The sequence below is a fragment of the Laspinema palackyanum D2c genome (assembly GCF_025370875.1).
GTDB lineage: Bacteria > Cyanobacteriota > Cyanobacteriia > Cyanobacteriales > Laspinemataceae > Laspinema > Laspinema palackyanum.
In genome coordinates, this window is record NZ_JAMXFD010000022.1 from 84,158 (window position 1) to 106,824 (window position 22,667).

Consider the following 22,667-nt stretch of genomic DNA (forward strand, 5'->3'; position numbering starts at 1 on the left):
TATTTCCCTCAAACATTGCCCCTTTAAAAGATAATCTTTTAAAGGGGATAACGACTAAAGTCGTTACTACGAACAGGGGAAAATTCTTTTGTTTGTAGTAACGACTTCAGTCGTTTCCAGATTATTTCCCCCATATAATAAAATTTAGGAGTGCCAGGAGAACTAAACCAATGGACGAATATCAATCCCAAGTCGAAAAGGCAGTCGCCACTTTAAAGGAAGACTTACCCACGTTATTTGAAAAAGATATTTCTTATGATATTTATCGCAAAGATATCTTTTTCAAAGACCCGGTAAATCAGTTTAAGTGGAAATTCAATTATCGCATTATTTTCTGGACGTTACGGTTTCACGGACAACTGTTTTTCACCGAACTCTATTTTGATTTACATGATGTCGAACAGGTTGCGCCGGATATGATTTTAGCCAATTGGACCGTGCGCGGGCGATTACGTTTACCCTGGAAAGCGGATTTATTTTTTAATGGGTATTCTAATTACAAGTTAGATGAAAATGGGTTAATTTATGAACATATTGACACTTGGGACCGGGAACCGAAGGCGATTTTAAAACAATTTCTTCCAGAATCAATGATGTAGGGTTTTCCGCAGACCCTAGCCCTATCAAGGTGTATTTGTAGGGGCGCAATGCGCCCCTACAATCCGGTTTTATAGACCTTTAAATACCGTATGGAGTATTATTCTTGAGTTCCGGCGTTACGAAGCGATCGCGCTACTTTTTTGTAGCCGTTAAACTCCGCGATCGCCAAGGCGGTGTACCCTCCGCGATTTTTGAGATTAACATTGGCACCGGCAGATACCAACAGGTGTACCGCTTCCTCAAAACCCCGATGGGCAGCCCACATCAAGGCACTGGCCCCAGCATCATCTTGGCGGTTGACATCGGCACCGGCAGCAATCAGGACCTCCATAACTTCGGTCAAATTGCGATCGGCAGCTTTCATCAGGGCAGTTTTGCCTCCGGTGGAGACGGCATTGGGGTCCGCACCGGCTTTGAGTAGGACTCGGATGGTGTCCAGATGGCCGAGTTCAGCGGTGGCGGTGAGGGGGGTTTCGTCAAAGTTGGTGGGGTTAACCTCTGCACCTTTGTGGAGGAGGGCCGCCACAATGTCGGCGCGATCGTGCAAGGCGGCGACAAATAAGGGGGTGTCTCCGAGACGATTGCACCGTTGGAAATCGGCACCGGAGTCGAGTAACAGGTTGACCACATCGGCATACCCTTCAACTACGGCCCAATTTAAGGCGGTTTCTCCGTCACTATCGATCGCATTAATCTCGGCACCGGCATCCAGCAGCGATCGCACCATCTGCCAATGGCCGCCAGATGCCCCAGCCATCAGGGGGGTAAAGCCATCGAGATTTTTGGCATTGACATCAGCACCTGCACTCAGCAGGGCAATTACCACCTCGGTATGGCCGCGATCGCTCGCCAGTAGCAGGGGTGTTTCCGCATCTTTATCCGTGACATTGGGGTTAGTCTCAGCGGCTAACAAGATTTGGACAATGGGCAGGTCCCCCCGTTCTGCGGCTTCGAGTAAGGCACTGCCGCACTCATATTTTTGAGAGGAGAGACCTTTTTGGATCAGCAGTTCTAACAGTTCCGCATTCCCCTTCTGGGCGATGCGGAATAAGAGGGAATCCAGGTCAGCGATCGCCTCTAAATGGGCCCCTGCTGCCAGGAGAGACCTAACAATCGCAACATGACCCTCAACAATGGCAAGTTTGAGGGCGGTATCATCATCTTTATCTTTGATATTGGGTTCGGCACCGTGGGTCAACAGCAGATCGGCGATTGCCGGATTGCCTTTGAGCGCCGCCACCATCAGTGCCGTACTGCCATCATCATTCCGGGCGTTCACCTGTGCTCCAAAGGAGAGCAACAGGCAGACCACATCAATCTGATGATTGGCTGCCGCGAACATCAACGGGGTGATGCCGTACTTTTCTCGGGCAAGATTGGCATCGGCACCGGCTTCGAGCAAGTGACGGGCGATTTCCGTGTAACCTTTCTGGGAGGCAAACATTAACGGAGTCGTGCCTTCTCCATCTTTGGCATTGACACGCGCACCTTCAGCCAGCAGGGTAATGACTTGATGAATGTTGCCAATTCGAGCCGCCTGAATTAATAAAAGATCCTGGTTAGAGAGCATTTGCTGCGATCGACTCAATCTCGGGGTAATTTAACGGTATCGCGAAAGGAGCCGACAATCAACCGCGATCATCCGGAGATCTTCACTTAGGCGATCGCGCCAGATCACAGGCTGCTACAATCACGCCGATCTCGCCACCCTTGAGAGGGTCGTATGTTCAAGAGTTCTCCCGAGCCAAATTATGATAAGTTTTATGAAGATCCTCACGCCATCTGGAGAACACCATGACCATTGAACTGCCCGCACCGTTACAAACTGGATTGACCTTCTTCCACCCCTTGTTGATGTGGGTGTTGTTTGGACTCTCAATTTACGCCCTTGTCCTGGGAGTGAAACTGAAGCGCACTCGCAAAGCCACAGGAGAAGAGAAAAAAGTTCTAATTAAGGGCAAATACAATGTTAGACATTACCAAATCGGGTCCGTGATGTTGGCCCTGATGGTATTTGGCACTGTGGTGGGTATGGCTGCTACCTATGTGAATAATGGCAAGCTGTTTTTTGGTCCCCACCTGCTCGTGGGCTTAGGCATGACCACAATGGTGGCAATTTCCGCCTCCCTAGCGCCCTTCATGCAGCAGGGTGTCACTTGGGCGAGAGTGACTCATGTGGCGATGAATATGACCTTGCTCACCCTGTTTGGCTGGCAAGCCTTCACGGGATTGCAAATTGTCCAAAAGATTCTGAGCAGTGATTCCTAGGAGATTGGCAGAGTAAGAATTTAATCCTATATTCCTCGTGACGCGGCAGCAGCCCCCTCACGAGGAAAGCCCCTTTTTGTAAGAAGCCGATCGCCCAGGATGGAGCCACCTCCGGTCCCTACCCCAAGATAGCGGGGAGGGGACCGGATATTTGTTAGGGAGTTTCAACTTCCTCCGGGACCTCTTCGCCGCTGCCATTGGCACCGCTACATTGGCGGCACAGATCGAAATTAGAGGTTTTGGCGCGTTTTTTCTTGAAGAGTTCTAGGCGATCGCGCCCGATGGTGGAGTGAAAATCTTCCTGGACTTTGTAGGTTAAGCGACGAGAGACTTGTTTAACAATTTGTGCCAACAGGCGATCGCCGGTTCTTTGGACGAGGGGAAGGGGTAAAGCATGAATGAACTTCGGAAAGCAAACCCCCACCTTTAAATCTAAATTCCACTCCACCCGAGTCATAGTGGGAGGGAGGTCCTCGGTATGGCGAAGTTTGATATTACAATAATCTGCCGGAATTTCTATCAATTCCTGGGACGCTTTAAACTCGACGTCATAACCCGGGGGGACATAATCGGGAATGGCGATCGTTTCGATGAGATAAACGCGATTCTGTTGTGGCAATAGATTCAGACCAATTTTCGGTTCCACTTCATAACCGAGTGCACCAAAGCGCCCAATAGTCAGAGCATAGCCATTTTCTCCTAAAGCTTCTGCCTGCATCGGATGAGCACAGCGTTTAAACCATCCTTGGTGAACGTCAAAATAGGCAGCAACAGTTTCCACATCGGCATACATTTCCATGCATCCGACAAAATGAGTTTGAAACCACATCGGTTCACAAGCAACGGAGGTAGATGCCTCGCGATCGCCATCGATGGATGTTTGCTTATGGTTTAAAATATCTGACTGCATAACCGCTTCCCTGATTGAGGGCCTGTGTTTTTGTACGACCACCGAGGTGGTTGGATGCTATTTTCTCTACGTTATCTTGTCCGTGGGAGGGGTGAAATCCGTAATTCTGCCCGACTTTCCTTTATTGGGTCAGCTTCGCCTTGATGGGCAAAAGGGTTAAAGTGGCATCCGTTTCTATCATAAGCAATCCTCCGAGGGAGGTTCTGTGATGTAGATATCCGAACTTAGGCGATCGCGATCGGTCCCCAAATTTTTTACACTATAGGAGGTTTGGGGCGCTAACGGCTGTCCCCTCTTGCATAACAGCAATGATTTCACATTCAATCCATAATTTTACCGAAAAAACTGATGAAAGCATTTGTAGCGGGTGCCACGGGACAGACAGGACGACGAATTGTCGAAGAATTGGTCAAGCGGGAGATTCCCGTGCGCGCCTTGGTGCGGAACTTGGAGAAAGGTCAGCAACTCTTACCTCCCCAGGTGGAGTTAGTCGTGGGGGATGTGTTGAATCCCCAGAGTCTCAACGAGGCGATCGCGGATTGTACCGTGGTGTTATGCGCCACCGGTGCAACTCCCAGTTTCGACCCCACGGGACCCTATCGCATCGACTATGAAGGGACCAAGCACCTCGTGGATGTTGCCAAAGTCAAGGGAATCGAACAGTTTGTTCTGGTTTCCTCCTTGTGCGTCTCTAACTTATTCCATCCGCTCAATTTATTTTGGCTGATTTTAGTCTGGAAAAGACAAGCCGAAAAATATATCGAAAACAGCGGTTTAACTTACACCATCGTCCGTCCAGGCGGATTAAAAAATACCGAAGATGAAGCGAATATCGTCATGAAATCTCAGGATAAATTATTTGATGGGAGCATTCCGCGAACTAAAGTCGCCGTAGTCAGCGTTGAAGCCCTATTTCAACCGGCCGCCCGGAATAAAATTGTCGAAATTGTCACCAATGCGGAAGCGCCAGCCCAAGCATTCCCTGAGCTATTTGCCAGTGTAGTTTAACTCCAACCTGGTTAGAATTAGCTTAATCCACGCCCAGAAACCGGGCTCAATCGTTTAACAGGAGGGTGCGTCAGATAAAAACCCGAATAGGTGAACCCTTAACCGGAGACTCTGACGCCCCTAAAACCGGGACATTTTACAATAAAAACCCGCCCCAAGAATTTCTGCGGGACCTGCCATTAAAATAGGGAGAACCAACTGCATCAACCGGAATGAAATCAGGGACATAAACCCGAAAAACCTGAATAAATTACCCTAGTTTCTGAATAATTCATCATGCCTTATGGTTTCTGAACCTTCTTTACAACCGTTGAAATCGAGTCAAAAACCGCGGGTTAAACGGCGAAGAAAACCCCCGAAATTCAGACAAATAGTCTTATTGCTGGCTGGGGCGATCGCCTTACCCATGCTGTTTTATAACGTCATCTTTCGTCGCACCGAATCCCTGCCGCCCTCGTTAATGGCCCCCTTACCCCCCTTAGTCATGGAAAATGGAGACCCTTATATCCGGGCCCTGATGCGAACCATTTCCGCCAGTGAATCCAACGTGGAGCATCCCTACGCCGTGATCTATGGGGGCCAATATATTGACAACTTCAACCGCCATCCCGATCGCTGCGTGCGAATCGTCGCCGGACCCAATCTCAACAACTGCTCCACTGCTGCCGGTCGCTATCAGTTTATCACCACCACCTGGGAAGAAATGGCCGAACGCTACCACCCCAAACCCAATGGCAGATGGTTTTGGAAATCCTATAGTTTTGAGCCTTCATTCCAAGATCAAGTGGTCTATGCGTGGCTAAAAGACGAAGAAGCGTGGGGAGTGAACATTTCCGAATTATTAAAACAAGGAAAATTAGATGAAGTCTTATATCTGCTCTCTGGAACTTGGACCAGTCTCGGCTACGGGATTGAAACCAATTCCATGAGCGCGTATTTACCCACCATTTACCAGCAACTCCTGGAAGAGGAACTGCAAAAATCCATGTAAAGCTCTCAACAACCGGATATTGGTCTCGGTAACTAGATTTGAAGCGCCTTCATTTGGGATGTTGCGACGCTCAAAGGAAACACCTGATTCAGATTCGGGTTCTAAGAGGCTAATACCAAATCCCATTGTCAAAGACCTGTTTTCTCTCTTAGCCCGCCTAGGCCTGTGCTGAGCACCGTCGAAGTGCGGGCTTTGTCCGCAAATGCCTCACCCTTGAGGGTGCGGGTTAAAACCCTACCATCATCCCTTACCCCATCGAGAGGAACCCCCCCCATGAAACGATTTCGGCACGCGCTATGGGCAACCGTTGGAGTGGCTTTATTCCTCAGCATGAATTTGTTGCTGACCTTTGCACCCGCTTACTCCACCGGGGTAACCACTCCTGCACCTCATAGCAAAATCCCCACTTTCTCCAGTTTAAAACAAATTCTGGAACTGGCTTTTGAGCCGGGAACCCCAGAATTTAATACCCTAGTCGAAGCCGATCGCCTCTTTCTGGAAGGCAACACCCAGGCAGCAGAAGAACTGTACCGCCAGGTGAAAGGTCAGTTTTCTCAACCGCGAGGGGACCAGGCGATCGCTCAAGCCATCACCGATCCGGAACAACTATCCGGCGCGGGTCGAGTTTATTGGCGTGAAGCCCAAGCGGGATTTGAACAAAAGTTAGAAACCCGAATTTTTGTCCCGTTACAGCAATTAGTCGAAAAACATCCGGAATTTATTCCCGGTCATGTGTTGCTGGTCCAAGCCTTACAACAGTACGGCAGAGGAGAGGAAGCCTTAGCCGTCCTAGAACGAGCCACCACCCTTTATCCCAATGAACCGGAATTAATTAAAGCGGAAATTACCGCCTTACAAGGCGAAGAGAAATGGTTGGAATCTTCCATTGCGGCAAGGCAATTTGCAGTGCTGTATCCGGAACATCCTCAAGCCGCTGAATTTGGGGCGATCGCCGATGATGATTTAGGTCGCTACCGTTCCGGAATTCGTCGCCGATTAATCGGTCAAACCCTCGTCACCGGCGCACTCTCCATCGGGGATTTACTCTTAACTGGAAACGTCGCCGGAACCATCCCCGCCATTCAACTCACTATGCTGTTGATGCAAGGAGAAGCCTCCTTTGGTAACCAATTGGCTGAAGTTTTCCAACAGCGTTTACCGATGGTTGAAGATGAAACCATCGTTAACTATGTCAATGAAGTCGGTCAGAAAATGGCTAACTTGATGGGACGGGATGAATTTGAATATGAATTCTTCGTGGTGAAAGACAAAAATCTCAATGCCTTTGCCCTTCCCGGTGGCAAAGTCTTCGTGAATACCGGCGCACTCCAAAAAATTAACAGCGAAGCCGAACTCGCCGGTTTACTGGGTCATGAAGTCGCTCATGCCGTCTTGTCTCATGGCTATCAACGGGTTGTGCAAAGCGCCTTACTTTCTAACTTAAATCGCGTCGTTCCAATGGGGGATTTAATTGCCGCCCTAGTCGGTCGCGCTTACAGCCGCCAGAATGAAAGACAAGCGGATGTTTTAGGCTCAAGAGTGTTAGCCAATACCAATTATGCCGCTGATGGGTTAAGAAACCTGATGCAAACCTTCACCGAATTAGATGGCGGTGGCGGAGGGGTTTTAAGCTGGTTATCTTCTCACCCCGCCTCCAGCGATCGGCTTCGCTATTTGGAAGAGTTAATCCAACGCAATGGTTACAACCGTTACGCCTTTGAAGGCGTCGAACGCCACTCCCAAATCCAAAGCCGAGTGCAAGAACTCTTCCCCGAAGAAGAGGCAGGCAATCCCGTAGAAGTTCTCCTAGCTGGAGCATAAAATAGAAATCAATTAACCCCAAATCCTCGTTTAAAAAGGGGATTTGCTCAAAAAGGCGCAAGGATAACCTTGCGCCTTTCTTATTTCCTACTAACCACTTCAAGGGAATTATAAACAATCAAAAAAATCCCCCTAGTTTGTAGTAACGATTTCAGTCGTTCTCTTCTCTTCCCTTCGTTTGTAGTAAAGACTTCAGTCGTTCTCTTCTCTTCTTCTCTTGTTTTATTTTCTCCAGCAATTTCCAACCCAATCCCCCCCGCTAAATCCCTCCACTCTCCCACCGAGGTCCCAGGTTGCTGATTTGTTTAACCTATGGCAAAATGGGTCAAATGCTTGAATAGCCCGTTTCTACCCTCGCCGTAACGAATCATGCTCGGAATCATGCTCGGAACAACTCTTGGTGGACGTTACAAGATTATCAACTCCTTGGGAAGCGGGGGTTTTGGGGCGACTTTTATCGCGCAGGATTGCCACCTTCCCGGGGCTGCCCCTTGCGTAGTCAAGCAATTAAAGCCCCAGTCTACGGATCCGAACACCCTGCAAATTGCCAGACGGCTATTTGATACAGAGGCGCAAACCCTGCATGAGTTGGGAGGGCACGATCGCATTCCCAAATTGTTCGCCTATTTTGAAGAAAACCAAGAATTCTATCTGGTTCAAGAGTATATCGAGGGTCACGATCTCAGTCATGAATTGACACCTGGAGAAAAATTGGATGAAAAAGCTACCCTTGACTTACTCCGAGAACTGTTAGAAATTTTACAGTTTGTTCAAAGTAAAAATGTCATTCATCGGGATATCAATCCCCGGAATATTCTCCGCCGTAATTTAGATAAAAAATTAGTTTTAATTGATTTTGGGGCAGTTAAACAAATTACCACCGAACTCTTGAATCCGAATGGGAAACCGGGATTCAGTGTTTGTATTGGTACTCCCGGTTATTTACCCAGTGAACAAGCCAATGGCTTTCCCAAACCGAGTAGTGATATTTACGCGGTGGGAATTGTAGCCTTGCAAGCCCTTTCGGGTTTATTATCTCATGAATTTCCCAAAGATCCAGAGACAGAAGAAATCAAAGTCGCGGAATTGGTAGAGGTGAGTCCGGAATTTATCAAGGTATTAGAACGGATGGTCCGGTACGATTTCCGGGAACGTTATGGTTCCGCAACAGAGGCGTTACAGGCGATCGCTGATTTAGAAAAGCCCACGGTGATGACAGTTTCTGTCCCTGGGGTTGCGTCGCTGCCTCAACCGCGCTTTAAGTTGTCTAAACATCAATGGGTTTTCGGGGTGATTTCTTGCGGAATTATTGGGGCGGGCATGATTGCTGGGTCAGTTTTTGTTTGGAATAAAATCAAATCGGTGAATGCCAGTGAGTTGTATCATCAAGGGCATACGTTATATCATTTAAGCCGGTATGAAGATGCATTAAAACACTATGAAAATGCCATTGAAATTAAAGCGGATTATGTAGAAGCCTGGAAAGAAAAAGGGGATACTCTCTCTCGATTAAATCAGAATGAAGCGGCGATGGAGGCTTACGATCGCGCCATTCAACTCAATCCTCAATATTTGGATGCCTGGATTCAACGTGGGGATGTCTTAAATCGATTGCAGCGATATGACGGGGCGATCGCCAGTTTTGAAAAAGCCATAGAACTGGTTCCAGAATCGGCTGAGGCATGGAATGGCAAGGGAAATACCTTACTAAGTTTGCAGCGGTATGAAGAGGCGATCGCCGCTTATGATCAAGCCCTAGAATTTCAACCGGAATCATCAGAAGCCTGGTATGCCCGGGGATGGGCTTTTCATCAATTGAAAGATTACCAAGCGGCCTTAAAATCTTATGATAAATCCGTAGAATATCAGTTTGATTATGCCGTGGGATGGTATAATCGCGGGAATGTTTTGATGCAATTGAATCAAGAAAAAGATGCGGTAGAGTCGTATGATAAAGCCGTGCGATTTCAGCCGAGTTATGCGGAAGCCTGGTATAGTCGCGGGAATGCTTTGATGAAGTCAAATGACTTTTCTGAAGCGGCAAAATCTTATGAACGGGCGGTTAAGATTCAGTCTAGTTATCAGGAATCCTGGTATAGTTTGGGTTGGGCGCTGCACCAGTTACGCCGGTATGAACAGGCGATCGAGGCTTATAATCAGGCGATCGACTTGAAGAAAACCGACTATCGCGCTTGGTACAACCGGGGGAATGCGCTTTATAATTTGAATCGATATCAAGAGGCCGTTTCTTCCTATAATGAGGCGGCTTATTTGAAGCCGGATCATGCTGAATCTTGGTATGGAAAAGGGAATGGATTATCCACTTTGGGGCAGTATCAAGAGGCGATTTTGGCCTATGACCGGGCGTTGCGATATCAGCCCAATTATCGGGCGGCGCAAGAGGGTAAAGAACGGGCGCAGAGGGAGATAGAACAGCGGGAGAAAAGGGATTTGGTTGGGGAAGGGGAAAGAAGATAACGCCTGAAGGCGTTACTACGAACTTGGATAAGATAACGACTGAAGTCGTTACTACAAACTAAGAAAGATAACGACTGAAGTCGTTACTACAAACTAAGAAAGATAACGACTGAAGGCGTTACTTGGTAACTCCTGATTAGGGAGTGGGTAGGGGGAGTTGAGTGGGATTGAGACGGACTCTGGGTGGAGAGATGATGGCGAGGGGGTCGCCGATGGTGGTGATTTTCCAGGGTGGGGAGTCGAGTTGACGGGAGGCGATGAGGAAGGGGGTGGTTCGTTTAAGGCGTCGGGCGAGGAGAGTGGGGGGGATGAAGGCATTTAATAAGGGTTCATGGACGCTGCCGACATATAAATATGCACCATTTTCTAACCAGCGACCCGCGACGGTATTACGATCGCCTGGAGTGGTGGCGGACCAACTGTGAATAAAATGGACGATCGCCGGGTATTTGAGTTGCGGAATATCCTCTACAGAAGCATCCCCTCCTCCTGCGGCAAATACAGTAGACATTCCTTTAGAATTCACCCATATCGTGTCAAAATTTAGGTCAGTTTCCCCCAGTTGTTGCCAGGTTTGGACAGTGGCTTGGGGGCGTTGAATCACTTGAACATTTAGGCCAATTTCAGACACCAAAACCGCCGCTGCGTTCATTTCATATTGAATCCAGGGTTCTTCTTTGGGATAGCTGTCATAAAATAAAGCAGTTTCCGCATCGATAAAGATGGCGGACATGGCTTGATAAACGGCCCGGGCGGGAGTTCCATAAATCCAGCCGACGGCTGCCCAGCGATCGCCGGTTTCATGGCGTCCTAATCCATCGGTTACGGCTAAATCTACATTGCCATTTTCAGGAGATTCATATTTAACCGCTAATTCTTTGACCAGGGTCACGGTATCGATCGCATCTCCCAGGGTATCGTAGGCATAGCCGGTCTCTTGGACCAGGGTTTCTATTTCGGTTTTTAAAACCGTCCAAGTGCCTTGGTCTAACCGTTCATTAGCTTGTCCGAAATCCCCTTCTAAAAACACCAAAGGCTGACCGCGATCGGTGGCTAAAGCGACTGCCGCAGGCCATGCAGGGTCCGTTGCAGAGGTTACGACTGCCCCGGGGGGTTCCCATCCCAAAGTGTCCCATTGACTGTTGAGGGAAAACCGATTTGGGGCATCCCAGGCCGTAGCAACCGCATTCTGCATCCCTTGTCGCAAGCCAAAACCCGTGGGTAAAGGCGTATTCACTGCCGGTAACCGAATCACTTCCTGGGGTTGGAAGCGATCGAGAAATAGCTTTGTATATTGAGTATCTTCAATTAAAATCGGCCAGCGACCCTGGAGACTCCATTGACCGATCGCGAACAGAAACGTCGCCTCATCGGGAACGAGGACCACACGATCCACCGTTGGAACGCGATCGCGCAATTTAGCAATTTTTAGCCCACTTTGGACGGCCCAAGGTTCATTTTTGGCGGATTTCGGTAAGGCAAAGGGTTTCGGTTCTATGGATCTATAAATCCACCAAGACCCAGGGACCATAACAACAATTGCCAGACAGCACCATTCTAATAGCCAGCGCTTGCCCATGTTTTTTTAGGGGAGATAGGGGAGATAGGGGGGATGGGGGAGATTGTGCTTCACTTTGTCTGGGGGTGGGACTGAGAAAAACTGAATCGGTTTGGTGAGGGAGTATTTCTACTTAATTGTAGAGAGAATTGGGGAAAACTGTAACCTAGCTATCATAATTTTAATCTGTAGCAGAAAATTTGCCACCGATGGGAAAAAAACCCTGTAACCGCTTGCAGTCCAAGAGAATGGGTCTTGTCAACCTTGAAGGTTTATCGCGAGTTCAGCAAATTTGGGACTCAGGGATGTCAAGATCGAGGATGAAATGAAGAATGTTCCTCCATACTTGACTCAAACTTATGTCAGAACAGCCACTCTCCATCGCCCAGCATTATCACGATCGCACCAAATACGATCCGGATACCCTAGGGGCCAAAAGTCATCAACTGGATTGGGAAAATCAGCCGGTCCCCTTCAAAGAATATAAAATCGGGGCCACCATTGACCTCAAACCCTATCTCAAAAAAGAACCCGATGGGGGCAAAGATTTGGCCCGGAAGGGGTTGACCCGACTTTCGCGGTTGCTATTTTGCACCTATGGTTTAACCGCGAAGTTGGCAACCATGACCGGAAGTCAAATTTATTTAAGATCTGCACCCTCTGCCGGAGGACTGTACCCCGCAGAACTGTACTTAATCTCCAAGGGAACACCTCAATTACCTCCGGGTTTGTATAATTATCAAGCCCGCAATCATTCGTTAATTCGATTTTGGGATAGTGATGTGTGGCCTGCTTTACAAGCGGCTACCTTTTGGCATCCGGCCTTAGAACATACCAAACTGGCGATCGCCACCAGTGCAGTCTTCTTTCGGTCCGCTTGGCGTTACCAAGACCGCGCCTATCGCCGGATTTTTCTGGATACCGGGCATCTGCTGGGCAACCTCGAACTCGCGGCATCCTTAACGGACTACCGACCTCACCCGATCGCCGGATTTCACGATGATGCACTCAATGAATTGCTTTACCTCGACCCCACCCAGGAATCCTTAATCACCTTTATCCCCCTAGCGGATTTACTCGATATCGACCAAAACCTACCCAAATATCGCACCGCCTTACCTTCGGCGACCCAAACGGACTATCCCGCGATTCCCGAGGGAGAATTGCTGGGATACTGCCATGAGGCAACTAAAATCAACTCAGACAAGACCGGAATCGGGGGATGGTCTCTCAGCGATGAGGAACAATCCGAGGAGGATAAATATAACTTCCCCTTCTGTAGTAAAGTTTCGACCAAAACCCGCCCAATTGACTGGCGAACTAATTTAGAAGGTCTGGAAAATACAATTTTGAAACGACGTTCAACTCGCGCTTATTCTGGTGCACCCCTGTCCTTTGATGAACTCAAGGCATTGTTGGATTTTACCTATCATTCAGAACATTACACCTATCAGAATTTGGATGCCTATCCCGACTTTTTTGATTTAGAGGATATTCAAACCTTTATTGCCGTTTCATCGGTGACAGGTTTAGATGAAGGCTGTTATTATTACGCGCCAAAAGCGGAGGAACTGCGGCAAGTGCGGTTTAAAAATTTCCGCCGGGAATTGCATTATCTTTGCTTAGGCCAAGATTTGGGACGAGATGCCTCAGCGTTGGTGTTTCATACGGCAGATTTAAAAAAGGCGATCGCAAAATATGGCGATCGGGTTTACCGTTACCTACATCTGGATGCGGGACATCTGGGACAACGGCTAAACCTGGGGGCGATTTATATGGGATTAGGCGTCAGTGGCATCGGCGGATTTTTTGACGATCGCGTGAATGAAGTCCTCGGCATTCCTGCGGATGAAGCCGTCCTCTATATCACCACCCTCGGCAAACCCCGATAAGCAAGGGTTTAGAAACCGGGTTTCTTATCCAGATTTTTGCTAACTTGCAAAAGTTGACGCAGAAACCCGGTTTCTTTCGCTTAGGAGTTAACGGTGGGGTTCAGAAATCGGGTTTCTGACAGCATCTCTATTCCTTTACAAAGATTTAAGAAAGAAACCCGGTTTCACCAGTCGCCGGAATGGGGTAAAATGGGGATACTATCTCCTAGCCGGTGCTAGGCTATGGGATGGATGAACAACCAGTGCAGGCTTATCTATCCCTAATTCAAGAACTCCTCGACTGTCCGGGGGAGGTATTCGGTCGAGATTGCCCAGTGATGAATGAATGTCTTGTCAAATGATGAGGTGAGAGTAGATGCCATCTATAAATATACAAATTCCATCGAATTAATTGAGCAAGGTGAGAGGGCAGTTGTGGAACAAATTGCCATGCAACTTTATGAAAACAAGATATTTACCTTTAGTCAAGCCCGTCGGTTGTTGAATTATTCCCTGTGGGAATTTCAACAACTGTTGGGGGAAAATCAGATTGTTCGGCACTACGACAAAGATGATTTAGCAGAGGATATCGAAGCGGTGAAATCAGGATGGTGGGATAGTGAGAATCATTGGTAATGTTACGCCTTTGATTAACTTTACCAGTATTAACCGCTTAGATAGCTTAAAATCCCTATTTACTGAGATGGTCATTCCCCCAGCGGTTTACTCAGAAACCGTTGAATCAGGATTTCTTTGCCAACTGTATTGATTTTGACCCGCGTAATTAAATGAATCGAATCGTACCTAAACTGCACAATTAATTTTTTCGAGGCAAAATAGGCATCTAAAATGCCCTAACTCCCAGCCTGCATATAATCCCTGCATAAGCCGGACATTTTATCAACTAAAGTCGGTGAATTCTCATCATTTTCTTCTCAAAGGAGACCTCACGACTGAATGCGGGCCGTAGACTTTCAAGGATTTGTTCAATTCGCTCAAAGGGCTGCATAATGGTAACACTGGTTAGCTTAGAATACTTACCCGGATGACTTATGGGCTGGTTTTATGCCGGTCCATTTTTTTTAGGCCATAGAGCGACCCCCTCTAGGTTATACAGAACTTTTCACTGTCCAGCTTCTAAATCGTTTATAAAATCTCTTTGAGTCGGATTTATCCGACTTTAGCTATGAGACGGGGGTTTGAACCCCCGCCGGTTGATGCTTTACTCGGGTTTTCTAATCCATCCATTCAGAGTAAAGCGGCTATCTGGGAAGTTTTTGGAGGGGCAGTTTACCGCGCGAACTTCGTGAAAACAGCCACTGGCAAAGAAGACGATGCTGTTATTGGTGGGGGGAATATCGGTATAGGATTCGGCCATTGAATATAAGGTGTCGGAGAGTTTTAAGGTGTCGTACATCCGCAGTTGTCCGCCGGTAAAGGGTTTCGGTTCTCGGTGGAAGTAGTAAATGTAACTGATGGTTCGAGTGGCGGTTACGGAGTCTCCATTATCATTATGGGTTTTATAAAAATGCCCGTCATTATGAGCGGTGATTTGGGCTTCGATTTCGGTGATTTCAAAGGGGAGAATTCCTAGGTGTTCTTTGACTTGAGGCAGCACTTGTTTGATTCGTTCTTTGATGAGGTCCCCGAATTCTTGGAAGTAATAGAAGATTCTCGATCGCCGATAATTGGGGTCGTCAATACCGACTCTACTGTCTTCAAATTCTCCCTGGTTTTCTATCACATAGTTAAGAATTCGTTGGTTTTCCGCTTCACTCAAAAAGTTCTGTATTTTCAGAAATTTGGATTCAATGACAATCGGTGCCGGGGTTGCTAATTGCGACGCAATGGGTTCGGGTTCTGGGCCAATTTCTGGCAGGGGAACCGGCGGATCGGTGGCGATCGCCACGATGGAACGACTGGGAAAGTATAAAGTAGGTCCCCCATCTTCCATCGGAATCTGGAAGAGTTTGTTCGGTTGCGATCGCTCTGGGTGAGAACGCAGGGCGATCGTTTCTAGGATATCTTGCAACAATGGCGCATCCGCTGCCAGGGACAATTCACATTGATGTCCCCCGGCAATCAGTAGCATTACATGAACGGTTTCTGTCTCGATGATATTTGATGTCATACGTTGAAGTTTATAGTTGAACTGTAAGACGCGGGTAAATTGAGTTAAACCCAGTTAACCCGATCGCCGCATCCACCCGCTCACCCGGAAGCAGCGATCGCCAAATGCTGGGGAGTTCGGATATACCGGCAGCACTTCATAGGCATTACTGGTTAAGAAAAACACAATGCTATTCTGACGCGGTTCCACGGTTTTATAGGATTGTGCGATACTCAGGTGATTATTCACAATCTGACTATCATAAACTCGCAATTCTCCTCCGGTAAAAGATTTTGGCGTTTGATAGAAAAAGTAACAGAAATTTACCACCCTTAAAGCAGTTTCCGGACTATTTCCATCAACAGAAATCCCCTGTCCCTCAGTGGCATGATTCGGGATATTCTCTGCTTCCATTGCTGTTAAGGGAAACCCCTCCAATCCCAACTGAATCAGCACATCGGGAAGCATCATTTGCACCCGGTGTAACAGCACTTCTCGCGAAAGTTCAAAGGATTGAGGCGTCGGCAACTGAATCCCACTAGAGGCAGTCCCTTCCTGGGGAAAAACAGTCTCCATCAGTTCCTGGTACTCTGCCGGTTTGAGAAAATTATCCAGTTGCACAATACTGGATTCAATGAGTTGCTGAGGGGGTGGGGGAGTGGGTTCCGGTTGTCGAGATGGCGCTTGTAAGTTGAGGGATTGCACTGGGATGGGAGGAACTGTGGCGATCGCGGCGATCGCATCCCGAGGAATATACAAACAGGACCCATCCTCTTCATTGGCGATTTTAAATACATCCTTTCCCCCATTGTTGCCTCGATTGCTTAACGCTTGAAATAATTCTTGCAGCAACGGTGCATCTGCCGTTAAAGACAGTTCATATTGATGACCCCCCGTCATCATCACAATCACTTGTATCGGGTTCGATTCTAATTCCATAGCTTCCATTTTTATCGGTAATTTCCCGTTTAATTTTGACGAATGCAAATGGGGGATTTCAGCATTTTTGCGGATGGTAATCCCCTGGTTTATTTATTGGCCCAATTATTGATAACTTCACCTTAAAATTCAAAGGTATTCTCAAACGCCAAATTCAAGAGAGATATAGAAATAGACACCTCCAAAGACCGGACTTGATGCCACCAACCCACGGGTAAAAACAGCACATCTCCCGGTTCAATGATTAACTCAATGATATCCAACTTTTTGAGTTGAGGATAGCGCTCAAAGTTGGGATTTTCTAAGTCAATATTGCTGAAATAATGCCCATAAGCAGCTAGTAAATGCTTCTGGCTTGGCGCAATTAAACGCACCCGTTTCCGTCCATACACTTGACAGAGGAATGTATTTAAAGGGTCAAAATGCAAGGGGGTAATCGCCCCGCCTGGACCAAACCAGAATGACGTGTTATTGGCCTCTTTAGTATCAGTTAAATACTCAGGAAACAGTTCGATATCGTCCAGCAGTCCTTTGAACCCTTCCCGGCTAAAGTTGCCATTGTAGGCCCCTATATAGTAATCATTGGTTTCTCCCCCTTGCAGAACCTGATCGACAAATTCACCGAATAGCACCATTTTTTGATGCTTATCTCGACACCATTCATACTGCTGATTGGATTCCCGATTAAACTGTGCACCAACGGTAACGTGACCGTATTTTTCTTTAAAATATTGGGGAGTCCACAATGAAAGCGCTTTCCAATTATCCATCAAATCGGTGAAAATCACCGGCTTGTTTCTAATATAAAATCGCTCTAAAAATTCAGGACCTGAAACATGGGGAATTCTTTCAACTTTGCCATAATCTGGAGAAAGTTTGGCCAGTTTGTGGAACGTGTTGAGTTGCCATTCTAGTTGTAGTACGGGATCGTCCGGTTCGATGTCTTCCCGGGTTTCGATGGGTTTGGGTTCCTCTGGGATTGCCAGGGAAACGGCAGGATCAGTGGCGATCGCCACTAAGGATGCGCCGGGAAAATACAAGGCTCCATTTCCCTCTTCAATCGGAATCTGAAACAGTTTACTCTCGCTATTTTCCGGTTCCGTTGTTAACGCTTGAAATAGTTCCCCCAGTAACGGTGCATCCGGCATTAAAGCAATTTCACACTGATGACCCCCATCTAGCATTAACATCACTTGCACCAGTTGTGAGTCATCTGCGGTGGCGATCGCCGAGTCAACACTGATTTGTTCAGCTATCATGGGTTCTGCTCCTCTATCAACCTTCATTCTCCTCCCTGTCCCTAGATATTGTAATAATTATTAACCAAAAAATTCGTAAAAGAAACCGAAATCGAAATATCTAAAGACTCCACATGATGCCACCATCCCACAGGCAAAAATATCACCTCTCCGGGTTCTAGGATAACATCAATCACTTCTACCTCCTTAAACCGGGGATATTTCTCGTAATCGGGACTGAGTAAATCCACCTCACTATAAACCCCAACCTGATTGTAAAGTAAGTGTTTTTGATTGGGAGAAATTAACCGAATCCGCTTTTTCCCATACACTTGAGCTAGGAGGACATTGCAGGGGTCGTGATGCAGGGGTGTAATCGTCCCTTCCGGACCAAACCAGAAGAAAATCCGAGTTTGCTGTAACGTCGGATCCAGATAGTCGGGAAAGATTTCGATGTCATTAAGCAGGGGTTTAAACTCGGGATTATCAAAGTTGTCATTATAAGGCACCATATAATAATCATTGGTTTTACCGCCAGTGACGACTAAATCTACATAATCTTTCATCATCATTTGTTGGCGGTGTTTGTCCTTCTCTTGCTCAAACAAAGGGTTCGATTCCCGGTTGAACTGTACCCCAACGCTGACCTCTCCGTAATGTTGCTTTAAATACTCCGGATTCCACCGGGACAACGCCTGCCAATTTCCCATGACATCGGTTAAAATAACCGGGGTATTCTGGGCATAATAATGTTCAAAAAAATCCGAGTGAGAAGGCCGCCCAATGCGTTGAATCCTGTTATAATTAGGAGATAATTGCTCTAAAGTTCGATAAATCCCCAGTTGGGTTTCCAGTTTGTGAGCCTGGATAGAGTAGAAGGCTATATCCGTTTGAGCTTGTTGCTTTTGTTCCGCCATCATCGCTATAGCGGCTTGAAAATAGGGATGCGCGGACACAGATTTGACTTCTGCGATCGCCATCCGAATATCAACCCCCCGTTGCACCAAAATATCCACCAGTTCACCATCGGGAAGCTGACGCAATTTATTAGTCACAATCCATCGTTTCCAATCATTTGACAGTCCGGAGGGCGAGGGACTGATTAAATTAGCGTGCCAAAGTTCAGTTTGCATCATTCTGTCCAAATAAATTGTATTAGCGCTAGAAACTATCAGGTTTACAACCGAATCAACCCTGAATTTTGTAACTTTTTTGAGCAATTAGGCGGAGGTTTTACCCCCCGCCAATCCCTTAATGATAGAAGTGACGGATGCCAGTACAAACCATCACGAGACCGAGTTCATTAGCTGCGGCAATAGAATCACTATCCCGCAGACTTCCTCCCGGTTGCACCACGGCAACAATGCCTGCTGCTGCTGCGGTTCGCACTGAATCCTCAAAGGGGAAAAACCCATCAGAGGCGAGGACCGCACCCTGGGCTTTTTCTCCAGCTTGTTCCAGGGCTATTTTAACAGACCCAACGCGATTCATTTGACCTGCACCTACCCCTAATGTAGTGCGATCGCGCGTCACGACAATGGCATTTGATTTAACGTGCTTGACGACCTTCCAGGCAAAGAGAAGTTCCGCGAGTTGGTCTTTTGTGGGTTGTTTTTCCGTGACCACTTGCCAGTCCGTCGGTTCCGCGATCGCATCGTCAGACTCTTGGACCAAAAATCCCCCAGCGATCGCCTTAAGCGTCTTTTTCGGTCCACTGCTTAAATCCCCTAATGTTAAAATTCGCACCTTAGATTTCTTACTCAAAATTTCTGCCGCTTCCGGTTCGCAATCCGGGGCCACCACACATTCCAAAAAGGTTTTAGTCAGTTCCGTTGCCGTTGCTGCATCTAAGGGACGATTGCAAGCGACAATTCCCCCAAATGCTGACACCGAATCCGCTGCCAAAGCCTTTTGATAGGCTTCAACTAAACTATTTCCCATCGCCACACCACAGGGATTGGTATGTTTGAGAATGGCGACTGCCGGATCTTCACTACTGCCGGGAAATTCCGCAATAATTTGACGGGCTGCTTCTAAATCAATTAAGTTGTTGTAACTTAACTCTTTCCCTTGCAATTTGTTCGCTGCTGTCCATCCCGTGGGGGTGGTTCCCATTTGATACCAAGCTGCCGCTTGATGGGGGTTTTCCCCGTAACGCAGGGATTGAATTTGATGTCCACTGATGCTAAATGTATCCGGCAGGGTGGGATTTTGGGTCTCGGCATTGCCTGCGGTATCCAGATAAGTGGCGATCGCGCGATCGTAAGACGCCGTATGCCAAAATGCCGTTCTCGCACAAGACAGGCGAAACTCGGCAGATGCTTTCCCGTTACTCCGCAATTCTTTTAAGTAACTGTCATACTGCCCCGGGTTACATAATACCGTCAGATGGGCGTGATTTTTCGCCGATGCCCGCAGGAGAGTGGGACCGCCAATGTCGATATTTTCGATCGCATCCGCAAACGTTACCCCTTCCTTGGCGATCGTTTGTTCAAAGGGGTAAAGATTGACCACGACTAAATCAATCGGACGAATGTCGTTGGTTTCTAAATCTGCCCGGTCCTCCGCTAGGTCCCGTCTTGCTAAAATTCCCCCATGAATCTGGGGATGCAGGGTCTTGACCCGCCCCCCTAAAATTTCTGGGGACCCGGTATAGTCGGAGACTTTAGTCACCGGCAAACCGGCTTCTTTGAGGGCTGTTGCGGTGCCGCCACTGCTGATGAGGTCAAAGCCGAATTCCTCAACTAAGTGGCGGGCGAGGTCAATTAACCCGGTTTTGTCCGATGTGCTCAACAGTGCCAGACGCGCCATGATGAATCATCCTTTGAGAGTGTGGAATTTTGTCTCTACTAGGATAATCCTTCCTTGGGGATTTCTGTGAAATTTTTGTCTAGTTTTTCGGTTTCAAGATTTTTTGGGGAGAGGGGTTGACGGACCCCGGTGAACCTGAATTGTGAGATAAACGAGGAAGGTGAGAGTCTCCGACGGTTTGCGACAACCGGCACCGAGAGGGTTGCCGCAGACTCATCGGGTGCCCTTATTTTTTGACTTCTTGGTAAGCCTTGAACGCTTGCCAGAGGAAAATGCCCGCGACGACTAGGGTAAAGGAAATTTGAGCGATTAAGCCATTAGAAATGGGCAATTCTAAAGCGAGGATCATATTCCGACGCACCTCTAAAAACAACTGGGGTTTGTGGGTCTCTTGGGGTAAGGCGATCGCCTCGGGGAGACCGATGATTTATTTATAACCCAAAATGAAGGGGTTTTTATCAATTCAATCCAGTCTTGAAAACAAATCGCTCCGGCAAGTTCAACTTACAGGAGCGATTGATTGGTGGATGTACCCATGAACAGACCTAATTTGTTCAATCTAGTTGGCCCTCTTTGGAGGTTCATAAATTGACTATCCTTAATGCAGCAGTATTTCTTAGGCAAAAAGCCACGCTCTGGGGTTCACTGAAGCCGAGAAGAACTGATTTTTTCAACTTTTACTTCACTTCCGGAATGGTTGAGCCGATAGACCCAAAGTTGTTCCTGACTGGCAATTTTGACTTGGACAGAAGGTGCCGGTGTCAGACTGCAATCAGCGCCGATCGCCTCGCAAATCCCTTCTACCCCGACTTCCGGTTCGCTCTCCACGATTTGCAGTGCCGACTTGGGTAAACCCGAGTCCGTGGATACCGCTTGCAATACTTTCTCAGCGGCGACTTCCGATAAGAGGTTAACGGTTGCCGGAAGCGCATCAGCAACTTGAGTCGGACTGTTGGGATCGCGCCAAGCGATATTAAACCAATATAAGAGTCCCGTCACGATAATGGCTAAGAGAATGCGATCGTAGGAGTGGACCATATCATCCACGGGTTCTTCTGGATAGGAATCTGGGGTGAGTTCTTTCACAATTAGCCTCCCGAATCGGTGAAATTGGCATAAGGGTTCTGTTGTAGATGTCAGTTGCACCCCAATTCCGCAAGGCTCCGGAAATTTGCTCCTGTTCTGAGTGGCCGGTGAGTAGAGAGAGTTTATAAAAATTAATTGCCTTTCGTTCAGCGGTTGAATGGCGGAAACAGAATCAGTAAATTCATTCCTTCCCGTTGCCGCGATCGCCTCAATAATTTTTCTACCCTATTCTCTATGACTATTCTAACTGAAACTTAGTTTCCTAAAACGGAGCATTTAGACTTGAGATTCTCTCAGGGAGCATCCTGCTGGTTTTTATGAAATGATTTATCTAAGTAAATCCTCTAGGGTGAAATTGCCCTGGGCATCCTGAGCGAATTCATTTTATTATCTCATCTCCTTTCATTATCTTTCCCCGATTTTCCTAAATATTTGTTAATTTTTCACCGACTTTTCAATCTATCGGCTGAGTCATGGACAGTTTATAACCGATTCCCGGCCTAATTCAGCGTCAAAATTTACAAAATCTTTAAAAACTTCAAGGACATCCGGTGCGAATTCCTGATCCTTGAGGATTACCGATAAAGAGTTAATCATAATTAACTGACAATGGGCTGACCCTTGAGCTAATTTTGGGCAGTCACTGGGGGAGGGTCAGAGGACCCCTTACCCCCTGTCAGGGAGGGTAATAAAATGGTAAAGTGAAGTCCAGTGCGCTTAAGAACATCAGATCCAGGCTAATCAAGGATTCTGTTGGGAGCGATCGCCGTCGCCTCACCCACTGACCTAGGGAGGGTAAAGCCAGTTTCTAAAATAGGAGAGTTGGCATGGGATAACCCAGGCTTGGCGCTGATCTGTAGTTGAAAGGCGCGAGGGATACCCGTCCCCTCAGTCATTTTTCCTCCCCGGTCTTAAGACGCGGGTGCGACTCGTTCGCTAGAAACCAATACTAGCAATAGATTGGGGGATTAGCGGCAA

The 22,667-nt window shown here is 47.5% G+C and carries 21 protein-coding genes; 9 read left to right on the forward strand and 12 right to left on the reverse strand.

Annotated features, from left to right (window positions below; genetic code table 11):
• Positions 1–170: 170 nt before the first annotated feature.
• Positions 171–599 (forward strand): C6orf136 family protein, encoded by a 429-nt coding sequence (locus tag NG795_RS21230; RefSeq protein ID WP_367290635.1) that lies wholly within the window; start codon positions 171–173, stop codon positions 597–599.
• A gap of 98 nt (positions 600–697) precedes the next feature.
• Here the strand turns inward: NG795_RS21230 and NG795_RS21235 are convergent, their stop codons facing one another.
• On the reverse strand, positions 698–2,170 hold the full coding sequence (locus NG795_RS21235) for an ankyrin repeat domain-containing protein (protein WP_367290636.1): 1,473 nt from the start codon (positions 2,168–2,170) through the stop codon (positions 698–700).
• A gap of 224 nt (positions 2,171–2,394) precedes the next feature.
• Here NG795_RS21235 and NG795_RS21240 point away from each other — a divergent pair, with 224 nt between their 5' ends.
• Positions 2,395–2,868: a DUF4079 domain-containing protein gene (locus NG795_RS21240; RefSeq protein WP_367290637.1), complete on the forward strand. Its 474-nt coding sequence runs from the start codon at positions 2,395–2,397 to the stop codon at positions 2,866–2,868.
• Between the two features lie 154 nt (positions 2,869–3,022).
• Here the strand turns inward: NG795_RS21240 and NG795_RS21245 are convergent, their stop codons facing one another.
• Entirely contained in the window at positions 3,023–3,778 is a 756-nt protein-coding gene (locus NG795_RS21245) for a DUF1997 domain-containing protein (RefSeq protein WP_367290638.1), read from the reverse strand.
• Positions 3,779–3,955: 177 nt separating this feature from the next.
• Positions 3,956–4,096: a hypothetical protein gene (locus NG795_RS21250; RefSeq protein WP_367290639.1), complete on the reverse strand. Its 141-nt coding sequence runs from the start codon at positions 4,094–4,096 to the stop codon at positions 3,956–3,958.
• 30 nt (positions 4,097–4,126) lie between these two features.
• On the opposite strand from NG795_RS21250, the gene NG795_RS21255 reads away from it, so the two are divergent.
• From NG795_RS21255 to NG795_RS21270, 4 genes are all read left to right on the forward strand, one after another.
• On the forward strand, positions 4,127–4,786 hold the full coding sequence (locus NG795_RS21255) for an NAD(P)H-binding protein (RefSeq protein ID WP_367290640.1): 660 nt from the start codon (positions 4,127–4,129) through the stop codon (positions 4,784–4,786).
• A gap of 283 nt (positions 4,787–5,069) precedes the next feature.
• On the forward strand, positions 5,070–5,777 hold the full coding sequence (locus NG795_RS21260; protein WP_367290641.1) for a glycoside hydrolase family 24 protein: 708 nt from the start codon (positions 5,070–5,072) through the stop codon (positions 5,775–5,777).
• 273 nt (positions 5,778–6,050) lie between these two features.
• Positions 6,051–7,598, forward strand: a complete 1,548-nt coding sequence (locus NG795_RS21265; RefSeq protein WP_367290642.1) for a M48 family metalloprotease — start codon at positions 6,051–6,053, stop codon at positions 7,596–7,598.
• Positions 7,599–7,979: 381 nt separating this feature from the next.
• Positions 7,980–10,076 (forward strand): tetratricopeptide repeat protein, encoded by a 2,097-nt coding sequence (locus NG795_RS21270; protein ID WP_367290643.1) that lies wholly within the window; start codon positions 7,980–7,982, stop codon positions 10,074–10,076.
• Between the two features lie 136 nt (positions 10,077–10,212).
• On the opposite strand, the gene NG795_RS21275 is transcribed toward NG795_RS21270, so the two are convergent.
• Entirely contained in the window at positions 10,213–11,655 is a 1,443-nt protein-coding gene (locus tag NG795_RS21275; protein ID WP_367290644.1) for a hypothetical protein, read from the reverse strand.
• 338 nt (positions 11,656–11,993) lie between these two features.
• Here NG795_RS21275 and NG795_RS21280 point away from each other — a divergent pair, with 338 nt between their 5' ends.
• From NG795_RS21280 to NG795_RS28510, 3 genes are all read left to right on the forward strand, one after another.
• Positions 11,994–13,526 (forward strand): SagB/ThcOx family dehydrogenase, encoded by a 1,533-nt coding sequence (locus tag NG795_RS21280; RefSeq protein ID WP_367290645.1) that lies wholly within the window; start codon positions 11,994–11,996, stop codon positions 13,524–13,526.
• Between the two features lie 321 nt (positions 13,527–13,847).
• Positions 13,848–14,141, forward strand: coding sequence for a UPF0175 family protein (locus tag NG795_RS21285; protein ID WP_367290646.1), 294 nt, complete (start codon positions 13,848–13,850; stop codon positions 14,139–14,141).
• The gene (locus NG795_RS28510; RefSeq protein ID WP_495855884.1) at positions 14,125–14,274 is read left to right on the forward strand and encodes a PIN domain-containing protein; all 150 of its coding nucleotides are present in this window, start codon (positions 14,125–14,127) and stop codon (positions 14,272–14,274) included. The genes NG795_RS21285 and NG795_RS28510 overlap by 17 nt, the downstream gene beginning before the upstream one ends.
• A gap of 453 nt (positions 14,275–14,727) precedes the next feature.
• On the opposite strand, the gene NG795_RS21290 is transcribed toward NG795_RS28510, so the two are convergent.
• The 8 genes from NG795_RS21290 to NG795_RS21325 form a co-directional block, all read right to left on the reverse strand.
• Positions 14,728–15,636, reverse strand: coding sequence for a 2OG-Fe(II) oxygenase (locus NG795_RS21290; RefSeq protein ID WP_367290647.1), 909 nt, complete (start codon positions 15,634–15,636; stop codon positions 14,728–14,730).
• Between the two features lie 54 nt (positions 15,637–15,690).
• Complete coding sequence (locus NG795_RS21295; protein WP_367290648.1) at positions 15,691–16,554, reverse strand: 2OG-Fe(II) oxygenase; 864 nt, start codon at positions 16,552–16,554, stop codon at positions 15,691–15,693.
• A 122-nt stretch (positions 16,555–16,676) separates the two neighbouring features.
• Positions 16,677–17,813, reverse strand: coding sequence for a cupin-like domain-containing protein (locus NG795_RS21300; protein ID WP_367290649.1), 1,137 nt, complete (start codon positions 17,811–17,813; stop codon positions 16,677–16,679).
• A gap of 41 nt (positions 17,814–17,854) precedes the next feature.
• On the reverse strand, positions 17,855–18,928 hold the full coding sequence (locus tag NG795_RS21305; RefSeq protein ID WP_367290650.1) for a cupin-like domain-containing protein: 1,074 nt from the start codon (positions 18,926–18,928) through the stop codon (positions 17,855–17,857).
• Positions 18,929–19,043: 115 nt separating this feature from the next.
• Positions 19,044–20,603: a bifunctional phosphoribosylaminoimidazolecarboxamide formyltransferase/IMP cyclohydrolase gene (gene purH / locus NG795_RS21310; protein WP_367290651.1), complete on the reverse strand. Its 1,560-nt coding sequence runs from the start codon at positions 20,601–20,603 to the stop codon at positions 19,044–19,046.
• A gap of 226 nt (positions 20,604–20,829) precedes the next feature.
• Positions 20,830–20,952, reverse strand: coding sequence for a hypothetical protein (locus NG795_RS21315; RefSeq protein WP_015146533.1), 123 nt, complete (start codon positions 20,950–20,952; stop codon positions 20,830–20,832).
• 293 nt (positions 20,953–21,245) lie between these two features.
• Positions 21,246–21,689 (reverse strand): hypothetical protein, encoded by a 444-nt coding sequence (locus NG795_RS21320; protein ID WP_367290652.1) that lies wholly within the window; start codon positions 21,687–21,689, stop codon positions 21,246–21,248.
• 737 nt (positions 21,690–22,426) lie between these two features.
• A complete protein-coding gene (locus NG795_RS21325) occupies positions 22,427–22,585 on the reverse strand; it encodes a hypothetical protein (protein ID WP_367290653.1) in 159 nt (52 codons plus the stop codon).
• Between the last annotated feature and the right edge of the window lie 82 nt (positions 22,586–22,667).